Raw genomic sequence first — 11,706 nt, 5'->3', positions numbered from 1 at the left:
CAGGCTTCCTGCTCGCTAAGCCAGCAAAGGTTTTACAACCTCGCCGTGCACGTCGGTCAGGCGATAGTCGCGACCTTGGAATCGGTAGGTCAACTTGGTGTGCTCCAAGCCGAACAGGTGCAGGATCGTAGCGTGCAAATCGTGGACGTGGACCTTGTCTTCGATGGCGTAAAATCCGAATTCATCCGTCTTGCCGTAAACGATGCCCGGCTTGATGCCGCCGCCGGCGAGCCAGACCGTGTAGCCGTGCGGATGATGGTCGCGGCCCATCAGGTCGGGCTGCATTTTGCCCTGCATCATCGGCGTGCGTCCGAATTCACCACCCCAAATGATTAGGGTTTCATCCAACAGTCCGCGCTCTTTTAGATCCTTTATCAGCGCGACTGTCGGTTGATCGGTTTCGAGGCAACGCTTTTTGAGGTCGAAGGCAAGGTTTCCGTCCACGCCGCCGTGATGGTCCCAGCCACGGTGATACAATTGGACGAAGCGCACGCCGCGTTCGACCAGCCGACGCGCCAGCAAACAGTTGTTCGCAAACGAGGCCCGGCCTGGCGTCGTGGCATACGCTTCGTGCATGGCGGGCGGCTCTTTGGAAATGTCCATCACGTCCGGCACGCTGGTTTGCATCCGGTAAGCCAGTTCGTAAGCCGAAATGCGCGTGGCGATTTCCGGATCGCGCAACACATCGTAACGCATCTGGTTCAGGTCGCGGATGGCGTCGAGCGATTGTCGGCGGCGTTCGGCACCCATGCCCTTGGGATTGGAAACGAACAGGACCGGATCGCCTTGCGAGCGGAGTTGAACGCCCTGGTGGACGGTGGGAAGAAATCCGCTGCCCCATGAATTGTTGGTGAGCGGTTGGCCCGCCCCTGTGGTGATCACGACAAAGGCCGGCAAGTCCTTGTTCTCAGTTCCCAAACCGTAGCTGAACCAGGAGCCCATGCTGGGCCGGCCGGCAAGTTGCGCACCGGTGTTCCAGAAGAGCGTGGCTGGGTCGTGGTTGAACGCTTCGGAATAGGCTCCTTGCACGAACGCGACTTCGTCCACGATGGTCGAAAGGTGCGGCAACAATTCCGAGAGCCACACGCCCGATTTGCCATATTGTTTGAATTTGTAGCTCGTGCCCAAGACGGAGGCGTTCTTGCCAATTTGCGCCAACCGGATGTTCTTCAAGATTTCATCCGGCATCTGCTGACCATTGCGCTTGATGAGTTCCGGTTTGTAATCGAACAGGTCGAGATGCGACGGTCCGCCGGATTGAAAAAGGTAGATGATATTTTTGGCTTTGGGCTGGAAATGCGGGCCGAGTGGCGTCGAACCAGCGGCGGTTGAGGTCGGAGCGGCGAAAAGATTTTCGTTCAGCAACGACGCCAAAGCCAGTGCGCCCATGCCGGTGCCGCATTGTTGGAAAAATTTCCGGCGCGTTATCAGCTTGCCGTATTCTTCGGAGCGAAGTTCGTCGGTAATGGTCAATGGCGTTCTCATAGGGCTTTAAGTACCCAAACACCCAAAGACCCAAACACCCAATCCTGCGAGTTGCAGTGCGTAAGATTCCCTGAGCATTTGGGTCCTTGGGTATTTTGGTGTTTGGGTATTTTCTTCATGGTGTTTGGGTGTTTTTTTCATTTTGCGTAAATTGAGCAGAAAATAAGATGCAATTCCTTCGCTTCTTGCCAAGGCACTCGGGCTTCCGGTTTGAGTGTTTCTTCGGCCACCGCCACCATCCGCAAAAAGAATTTCGTCTCTTTTGCTTCTTTCTTGCAAGTCCCGATCCGGTTCTTGTAGTCCTTCCGCGAAACCCCATCATCCGCTTCGCAATAGTTCGCGCCGATACTCGTGCCGGCTCCGACCAACTGCCCGATCAAACGGTTGTTTGCTGGATTTTGAGGAATCTTCTTCGCAAAGCGAATAATGGCCTCGCCGAACTGTGCGGTTCGCTCTTCCAAGTCGTATGGCTTTCTGTGGTTGGGTTCTTCACGCAGTTCGCCAGTCACTGGCATAGTCGTTCCATTCCAAAAATCCTCCTCACCGCGCCACGTTCGGGAATCCTGGCATTGAATCAGTTCTGGGTATTTGGGTGCTTGGGTATTTTGGTATTTCATTCCTTCGTGAGCGTTTCATCCAGATTTAACAAAACATTTCCCACCATCATCCACGCCGCCAGTTTGCGAATGTCCAGATCAGCGGGGCGCTCGGCTAAACCCTGCCTGACCAGTTCTTCGGCTGACCTGGCATCGCGCTCAAAACTTTTCAATTGCTGCTCGTAAAGATTTACCAGGCGTTGCCGTTCCAATTTCGTGGGAGAGCGGGCGAGACAAAGCCGAAACGCATATTCGATTTGTTGGTTCGGATCAGAACCGCCGTGGAGGAGAATGCGTTGAGCGAACACCCGTGCGGTTTCCAGAAATGCGGGATCGTTCAACGCCGCCAACGCCTGCAACGGCGTGTCGCTGCGCGGCCGTCGCGAGATGCACACTTCGCGGCTTGGTGCGTCGAACGTCGCGAAGGTCGGATACGTGCAGACCCGGCGCCAGAAAGTGTAAATTCCGCGACGGTAAAGCTCCGGTCCTTCGCTCGTGGGCCATTCGTCCATGCCGATCTCGGGACGCAGGAAGCCGAGCTCCTTCCACAAGTTCGCCACTTGAACGGGATACACGCTCGGCCCGCCGACTTCTGGATTCAGCAGTCCACTCACGGCCAAAGCCTGGTCGCGGATCATCTCGGCGTCCATGCGAAACCGCGGGCCGCGAGCCAGCAGCCGGTTGTAGGGGTCCTTCTCCAGCAGCTCCTCATTGGCGGTGGCGCTTTGGCGATACGCGGCCGACATGACGATCAGCTTCATGATGTGTTTCACGTTCCAGGAGTGAGGCGTGATCCGTGATGCGTGATCCGTGAGACGTGAATCGCGGTGCGCAACGGTTGGTGACATAAATTCGCAGGCGAGCCAATCGAGCAACTCTGGATGCGACGGCGCTTCGCCTTGTTTGCCGAAATCCTCGCTCGTCTTCACAATGCCGGTGCCGAACACCCGCTCCCACAGCCGGTTCACGGTCACGCGCGCGGTCAAAGGATTTTGCGGATCAACCAGCCAGCGTGCGAGCGCGAGGCGATTGGTCGGTTGATCGGTTGGCAAGGGCGGCAGAATCGCGGGGACGCCGGGCGTAACCTCCTTGCCTTTTTCCAAAAAGTTTCCGCGCACTTGAACGTAGGTCGCCCGAGGTTCGTCGCGTTCCTTCACCACGAGCGAGGTGTACTTCGTATTGGCCAGCTCCACTTCGCGTTCGTTTAGGCGGAAGATTTCCCGTTCGATCTGGCGGACGGTCGGCGACACGGTGCGGTAGTGCGCTGCAAGCAGCCGCTGTTGCTCCGGCGTGCGTTTCGCTGCCGGCACGGCGAGCAAATCCGCCACTTCGGTCGGCACCGGCCAAAGCGCGGCGGGGTCTTTCTCCGTCGTTACCGAGAGCCGAAGCCGACCGATGCTGTGGCTGTTGCCGTGATACGAATCGAACCGGAATCCGATTTTCGCGCCGTCTTTGCTGGCGAGCGGTTCCCTCAACTCGGCGATGAGAAAGTGCCGCTGGCCGAACTTTGGCGCGATGGCCCAGCCGGTTCTCGGGTTGCGATCGATCGCATGTTCGGCGCGATAATACTGTTGTTCCCAATCGGCGCTCGCCTTGCCGAAGAAGACGGTTCTGGGAGCAACGGCGTCACCTGATTTCGGCGACGCCGTCATCCCGAATTCGTCCAGAATGAAATTGCCGGTCTGGCTCCAACGACCCGGACCGTTCTTGGGCAGGCTCGGATCGGGCAGCACTTCCAGCAGGACCGCTGTTATGTTTTGCAAATCGGTTTCGGCGGAAATCTGGTAAGTGTCGTAAGTTGGGTTCAATCCGCCGACGAGAATCGATTGGTCGGGCAGGTTGGTGATGGTCGCGCCGCCAGTGGAGATTGCGCTGGTCAGGTTGAGTGTAATCCAGACGTTCGTTTGGCCGGCGATGCGGCGCTCCCAAGCTTCCTGTGCGGCAGGCAGGATTCTTTCCGTTTCGGCCAAATCCTGTTTCAGCCGTGCGAGTTGCGAGTGGAGGTAATCGACTCTTTGCTGCACCGGCGGGGCGGGGACGGCAATACTCGGATCGGTGCTGTTGCCGCGATCGGTCGTGTTGTTGAAGAACGAGTAGAAACGATAGTACTCTTCCTGCGAGATTGGGTCATACTTGTGCGAATGGCATTCCGCGCACATCATCGTCAGGCCCAGCCAGGTCGCCGCGGTCGTTGCCACGCGGTCCTTCACCGCCTTGGTTCGATACTCCTCATCATCGCCGCCGCCTTCGTCGTTGGACTTGGTGTTGCGGTTGAAACCGGTGGCGATTCTCTGCTCCAGCGTGGCGTTGGGCAACAGGTCGCCGGCGAGCTGCTCGATGGTGAACTGGTCGAACGGCTGGTTGCGATTGAAAGCATTGATCACCCATTCACGGTACGGCCACATGGAACGGGCGATGTCCACCTGGTAACCATTGGAATCCGCATAGCGCGCCAGGTCAAGCCACCCGCGCGCAAGATGTTCGCCGTAATGGTTTGAGGCGAGCAAACGATCGACGACTTTTTCGTACGCCTGGTTGCTGCGGTCGTTCAGAAAGGCATCCACTTCTTCGATGGTCGGCGGCAGGCCAGTGAGGTCGAGAGTCAAACGACGGATCAAGGTGGCGCGATCCGCTTCCGGCGAGGCTGATAATTTTTCCTGCTCCAGCCGGGCGAGGATGAAGTTATCGATTTCATTCCGCGGCCAGCGCTTATTTCTAACGGCCGGAACTTCCGGTCGAACCGGCTTGATGAAGGCCCAATGCCTTTTCTCGTCCGGCCAGACGGCGCCCTGATCAATCCATGCTCGCAGCAAACCAATTTGCTCCGCCGTCAACCGCTCGCCTTTGGACGGCATCACTTCGTCGGGGTCCTGCGAGGTCACGCGTTCAAGGATCTGACTCTCGGCGCTCTTGCCCGGCAGGAAGACCGGTTTGCCGGATTTACCGCCGTGCAATGCGTCCTGTTTGCGGTCGAGGCGCAGGTCATTTTTTTGTTTGTCTGGCCCGTGACATTCGTAGCAACGCTTGACGAAGATGGGCTGGATGTCGCGGGCGAAATCGACCTTGGCCGGTTCGGCGGCGAAAGCCCGGCTGCCCGTCAGCGCGATGGCGAGACAAATGGGAAGATAAATTCGGCGACCGACCATATTCAAAATTGTTTTAGCCATTCGACAACTTAACCATTGAAGTTTGTGTTGTCGGACAAAATAAGGCCGTCGCCGTCTGGCGGCAAATGAAAAACCGAACCGGAAGTGGCGGCGCGCTCCGTGGTTGGCGCATAGCGCGGCCTTTGACTTGCGGCCCAGCGGACCGGGAGGAAATCCTGCCCGGAGCAGCGCTCCAGTTATCGCCAGATCGTTACTCGCCAACCGCCGGCTTTACTGGCCGGCAATCCGATAAAAGGCCGCACCGGAACCCAGCGGCTCGGTAAAGATGGTCTGAGTCCCGGGGCTGCCGACATTCACCCAACTCGCAGCGGCGAGGCTGGTTTTCTTCTGGACCTGATAGGGCGGCTTGCCGCCAATCCATTCGATGACGACCGTGTTTGCGGCACGGCGGACGGTCATTTGAATCGGGTTGCTGAAGCCTGGCGGAATGCTGTAAAGGCCGAAATGATCGACGCCAAAATACCAGCTTCCGGTGCCGGCCTGGGCAAAACGGAAACGCACGTTCGGTTGATTGGCGGCGGCGGGCAGCGGGAATAACTCAACCCGTTTGGATTCCAACGGATCGTCATCGATTCGTGGGCTGATGAACGGTGCGAGCGCCTGGGAGATTGGGGCGCGAATGAAAGTGCCGTAACTGGCGCCGAAGGCGGCATCCGTGTGGGGGGTGTTCAAGGCGGACACCGCATCGACCACTCCCATGGAACCGATGAAAGCATCGTCCTGGTCCAGCATATAAACCACTGGCAGCCACGAGTTGCCCTGATCGAGGGAGTACTCCACGGCGCCGAAGCTGTCCTGGTTCTGTTCGTAAACACTGTGATAAGAGACGAAGATATTGCTCCGGCCCGTCAGGTTGAAATCCGGTGAAAGTAAATACTGTTCCTGATTGCCGCTGCGATGATCCGACTCCGCATAAACGAGTTTCCCGTCGGCCAGATTGGTGACCTGGTGGTCGTTGACGACAATAAACGGCAACTCAATCCGGACGTTGCCAAACGTGCTGAGTTGATTCTGGTCGATGACCGTCCAGCCCAGATAGGAATCGGATCTCGGATCGTTAAGGTCTTCACCCACGTGATCGGGGTCAGTATTATTGGTCTGGCTCCATCCAGCAGGCAATGTTCCTTCCGCCGTGGCGTCAAAGGTTTCAAGATAAATCGGAACGGGCAGAGCGAGATTGGTATAATTCTGCACCGTGTAGGTCCATTCATTGGTCTGCAAGAATGACGTGTTATCCCCAAAGACGAGGTTGACGGTATGAACGGAGTTAGCCGGCAGAAAACCGGCGTGGACATATTTGACGGTCACACCAGCGCCTTCGGTGGTTGTGTTGGTGACGGTGATTATGCTGGTTACATCGACACCGTCAACCCGCAGTTGAATACTCCCTGGATTGACCTGTGTGTCGGCGTTGAGAATGATGATTTGAACGTCGGACGTCGGGTCGGCTTTCAACGCGCCGGGAAACGGTGTGGCGTTGGCGATCCAAGGTCGATTCACGGGCGGCACACTGGTCGCCGGCGTGAAAAAGAGATAATTCAGTTCCAACTCATCGGCGCCACCCAGGTACGTGTTTCGCAAGGTGCGGACGCCGGCCAGGTTCAGGACCCGTGGCTGGCCAACCGCATCGGTCAACGGCACGTAACGATAACGGGTCGAACTGCCGGTATTGGGTATCACAAAATATCCGCGGATGGACTTTGACTGATTGGTGGCGGCGCGGTCCCCGGTGATCTCGTCGAAACGCACTGCTGACCTCCGCTGGCTGGCCGCCCGCAGATAGACATTCCAATTGTTGCTGGGGAACGTGCGCGTGTAATTCTGCCACTCGCCGTTTTGCATCGCGTAGATTCCGTAATCGGGCACGTTGGCGTTCAGGTACTGGTGTCTCGCGGTGTCACCGGCACCGCGCAGGTTTTGCATCGTGCCGACTCCATCTTGATTGCGATACTGCTGCTCCGTGGCGTTGGGGCTGGTGTCCGTGTCGAAGTAATCGATGTTCAGTGTTCCAACTGCAGCGTAATAACCCAACCCGTTTCCGCCTGGTCCCTGACCGTTGACTTGCGTGGTGCCATCGGGCATCAAACCGGACACCTGCGGGTTGTCCTGAAACTGTCCGGCGACCAGGGTGTTTTGATCCGTGTAATTGTAATCTTCCGACTCGATGGTCAAGGTGCCATTGGTCACGAAGGTGTCAAACACCCAGGTGTTCGTGGTGCCTTTGCCGGCCATGTCCAACACGATGATCTTCCCGTTGTAAATTGTATTGCTGGCCAACGTTCCCGTGTAACGGACGCCAAAATTCGCGTTGGTCGGGTCATTGAACGGAAAGCCGCGGGCGCGATTGCTGAACACCAACTGGGTGGAAACCTCCAGGTCGTTGAGAAACAACTTCACGGCATTGGTATTGATCTGGTTGGTGTTGAAAGTCTGCACCGCAAACGTGATTGGGTCAACGGCCGGAATGGAGTAGAACAAGGTTTGTGGTGCCGGAATCAATTCCGTAACTTGCGCGGTGCCTGGGAAACCGACTGGCGTTGTGGGCGCCGCCGTTGAATAGTAATTATCCCAGGTCCAATCGGTCGAACCGGAATCACTCGCGTTGAACGCGCCCACACCGGAAATGCCGGATGGAATAGTGCTGTCCAGGGCGGCGATTCTCGCCAAGGGCTCCAGCAGGTCGGTGCGATCGTACAAGGCCGCTCTCAAATCCGAACCCGAGCCGGTGAAAACCATACGGTATTTTTTGGCCGGTTGGAGCGCCGGCAACAAAGCGATGCCCCCGGTGAAGGGATCCAACAGTGTCAGCATGATTTCCGACTCCCCGAGAGTAATGGCCAACGCCGTTTGGGCGTCGCCTCCAGCCACACCCGTCCCGACCAGATAGCCGCTCGTGGTCCCCAAGCCGGGCGCGTTAATCCGCCCACCCATGAAACAAATCGAGGCGAGCAGTTTGTCGTCAAAGGTCAAAATGTCCATCGAACTGAAAAAATCCGTGTAAGTGGAGTCGTTCCGAAAGGCGCCCAGCCTGGTTGGCCCGGCGGTGACGTCGGCGGGCGGCCCGCCAAACATTTCGTATGCTTTTCCACCGACTCCATCCGCCGGAAATGAAAAAGTGGCCACGGCATTAAACGGCGGTGCGGCTGCCGGCGTGTAACGGGTCCAACCCAGATCGTCACCATCATTAAAGTCATCGGTAATCGCCAATTGACCCAGCAACGGTGATGGCAGGCCGAGGCAAAGAAGCAACAGACCGGCCCAGGCCTTTTTCTGTGAGCGAAAAGACACGAGGCGGCGAATCATTTGTCTGACAGTGATGGAAGATGAACGTTTCATTTTGAAATTTTAGCTTTCGATCAAGGTAACTGTTCACCGAAGCAATAGCGGCTGCCGTGCCACGACTTTGCGTTTCTACTCTAATGCCTATGAATCAATGGTCTTGGCATTGAAAGATGTTGATGACGGAAGAATCGCGACCAGAAAACCGTGCAAATTGCATGGTGGGGGATTGCATTTTGCAAGGCGGCGTCCCTCCTCCGGCAAGCTGCGACGCGCAGGAACCGCGATGCGTTAATCATGATTCCCAAATGAAATGGTAACTTTATCGCCAGCAGATCTGATCAGTGGTGATCAGGGACGACGTTCTTCGCGGACAGGCCTGATCAGTTCGCGCTGCCCGGTGGTTCGGTTGACCCAATACCATTCCACATGGGCGCCGCCGCTGCCTTCATATTGCAGCAGCCGAAATGCGTAAACTCCGTTGGTCGCCACAATAAAATCAAACTGGCCGTCGTTTCTCCTGCCTGGCACCTGGCTCTGGTCCGAGTTACCCAGGACGAGATTCGTAGCCGAGGAGGCGGACGCTCCGGTGGACACTTTGAATCCGTCGTCGCTGTTGACGCCCATGCGATACACGCCCGCAGCCAGCGGTAATTTAATCGTCGCCGCCATGGCGAAGTGATCCGGATCGGTTGTCGTAATGCCGGGATATCGCTTGTCGCCCGGGAAAAATCCTGTGGCGAGGCCGTTTTGTTCGTAATTGATGGCGTTGGTTTCGGTGTAAAGGCCGACGTTGCCCGGCCGGTTGGCAACTTCGTTGACGTAAGGTTTGCCGGTCTTGGCCTCGATGATCTGGTTCGCCAGTTGTCGCTCGCCGCGCAGGGAAGAGTTGGGAAAATCATTGGGTGGTGCCAGGTTCGCAGCTTTGTGGACCTGGATCGTGAAGGCCGTATCGGGTTGAGTCTTCAGCGCAAAACCGGGAGGAATGACGAGAATGTCGGCGACGGTGAAGCTCCATTGGTTGGATTGGACGTGCGCAGGCCGGGCGTCGTCGTCGAAACTCAAACTGATCGTATGTTTTGATTTCGGCTGAAGGAATTCAGGCGGCTCATAGCGGATGGTGAGATCAGGGCTTTCGGTCGTCGTTCGCGTGATGACGGCGGCTCTGGTCACGTCGCTGTTGTCGAATCGCAATTTGACGCTGGCGGGAATTATATTTGAACCACGATCAAGAATGGCGATCTGCACAGTCGGCTGCGGGTCCACTTTGACGGCGTCGGGCGCCGGCAAGGCCACGGCGATCAAAGGCCGGGAAAGGACGGCCGCCTTGCTTCGCGGAACAAACAACAGGTAGTTAAGCTGCAGATCGTTGTTGGCGGCCAACTCGGTCAAGCGCAACGTTAGCACGCCGGCAAGATCAACCGGTCGCGGATTGCCGACGGCGTCGGTGAGCGGCACGTAGCGATAGCGCGTTGAGCTGCCGGTATTGGGTACCAGGAAAGTGCCGAGCGGAGCTTTCATCTGGTTGGTGGTTTTACTGCCGCTGGTGATTTCATCGAGGCGCACGTCCTGTCGGGCCTGGGCCGATGCGCGCAAATAAACATCCCAAATGTTGCTGGGGAAAGTGCGGGTGTAGTTCAGCCATTCGCCGGCCCGAGTGTTCGAGACTTCAAAGTCGGGTACGCCCGTCTGGAGATGCTTTTGGCGCGGCGTATCACGAACGGAGCGGACGTCCTGCAATGTTTCCACTCCGTCGTAGAGACGATATTGATTGAGGTTGGCGTTGGGTTTGGCGTCGGTATCGAGACGGCCGTTGTGATCGAAGTAGTCAACGCCGCGCGTGCCGGCAAGATCGAGGTAGCCCACGCCGTGGCCATTGACCTGACTCTCACCGTCGGCCATGAAACCGGAGACCGGCGGATTGTCCATGAACAGGCCGTTGGTGAAATTGTAATCTTCCGCTTCGATGGTCAAGGTGCCGTTGGTCGGGAAGGTGTCGAAAATCCATTTGTTGGTGGTACCTTTCCCCGCCGTATCCAGAACAATGATTTGTCCATTATAAATTGTATTGGCGCTCAACTTGCCAGTGTAACGAACTCCCCAATGGGACTTTGGTTCCGTAGCTGTGGACAGATCAGCCAAAACCAATTGCCCGGAAACATCGGCGTGGTTGAGGAATAATTTGACCGAGTTGGTGGCGACCTGGTTGGTGTTGAAGGTTCGCAGCGCGAAGGTGATCGGGTTGGATTGTGAAATGGGATAAAAGAGCGTTTGAGGAGCAGGCACCAAGTCAACAACCTGCGGGGTGCCGGGAAAGCCAACGGGCATGGCGGGATTGGCTGCCGCGAGATAATTATCAAAGGTAAAATCGGCGGGCTTGTCCTCATCCAGGTTCAAGGCGCCGATGCCGTAGTTGCCGTTCGTGGTCATTGAATGGACGGCGGCGATTTTCACCACCGGCTCCAACAAATCCGTCCGGTCATAAAGAGCGGCACGCAGGTTGGGGCCGGCCCCGCTGAAGACCATGCGATATTTTCGCATCGGATTGAGGCGGGATAAAAACGCCGTGCCGCCAGTGTAGCGATCCGGCGCCGACACATTGATGTCACTTTGGAAAGCCACCAGCATGAAGGCCGATTGCCCCGCATGATCGGAAAAGCCTTCCGCGTCGCTGATGTAACCAACCAGGTAGCCCGAAGCCCGTCCCGAGGGAGAAAGCGCGGCGCGGGCAATCATGAAGCCAACGTTATTGACCAATTTGTCGTCCCATTTCACCAGGTCCACACCAATGAAAAAATCACGGCTGGCTGGAGCGGCGGGAAAACTGCCGATGCGTACTGGTCCGCCGGAATTGTTTTGAGGCGCTCCGCCGAATATCCGATAAGCTTTGCCGCCGTCCTCTTCGGGAAATGTCCAGCTCGCCTCCGCATTGAAGGGGGCGTTGTTCAGCGGCGCATAGTGATTCCAATTCAGCAGTGGGGCGCGATCCGTACCATCGTCAAAATCATCCAAGAACACGGTATGGCCGTCGGCCGTGTGCAAGAGGAGCATCACGGAGAGGACCCACCCACAATGAATGACTTTTCGCAAGCCGAGCGGCGCGCGGACACCCAAAGTTGATGATGGTGGAATCCAAGACCTCATCTGTTGCGGAAAGGCAAAAATTCACACATAACCCA

At 57.0% G+C, this 11,706-nt stretch carries 5 protein-coding genes; all 5 read right to left on the bottom strand.

Features of this window, described 5'->3' with window-relative positions; translation table 11 throughout:
* Window positions 1-15: 15 nt before the first annotated feature.
* The 5 genes from HY298_02830 to HY298_02810 all read right to left on the bottom strand — a co-directional run bounded on the left by HY298_02830 (window position 16) and on the right by HY298_02810 (window position 11,578).
* Window positions 16-1,485, bottom strand: a complete 1,470-nt coding sequence (locus HY298_02830; GenBank protein MBI3849215.1) for a DUF1501 domain-containing protein — start codon at window positions 1,483-1,485, stop codon at window positions 16-18.
* Between the two features lie 137 nt (window positions 1,486-1,622).
* Window positions 1,623-2,000: a four helix bundle protein gene (locus HY298_02825; GenBank protein MBI3849214.1), complete on the bottom strand. Its 378-nt coding sequence runs from the start codon at window positions 1,998-2,000 to the stop codon at window positions 1,623-1,625.
* Between the two features lie 98 nt (window positions 2,001-2,098).
* Window positions 2,099-5,248: a PSD1 domain-containing protein gene (locus HY298_02820; GenBank protein MBI3849213.1), complete on the bottom strand. Its 3,150-nt coding sequence runs from the start codon at window positions 5,246-5,248 to the stop codon at window positions 2,099-2,101.
* 210 nt (window positions 5,249-5,458) lie between these two features.
* On the bottom strand, window positions 5,459-8,584 hold the full coding sequence (locus tag HY298_02815) for a hypothetical protein (GenBank protein MBI3849212.1): 3,126 nt from the start codon (window positions 8,582-8,584) through the stop codon (window positions 5,459-5,461).
* A gap of 294 nt (window positions 8,585-8,878) precedes the next feature.
* Entirely contained in the window at window positions 8,879-11,578 is a 2,700-nt protein-coding gene (locus HY298_02810) for a hypothetical protein (GenBank protein MBI3849211.1), read from the bottom strand.
* Between the last annotated feature and the right edge of the window lie 128 nt (window positions 11,579-11,706).

Source organism: Verrucomicrobiota bacterium (assembly GCA_016200005.1).
Lineage (GTDB): Bacteria > Verrucomicrobiota > Verrucomicrobiia > Limisphaerales > PALSA-1396 > PALSA-1396.
The sequence above is the reverse complement of the archived record's forward strand: the minus strand, read 5'-3'. Positions and strand labels throughout refer to the sequence as shown.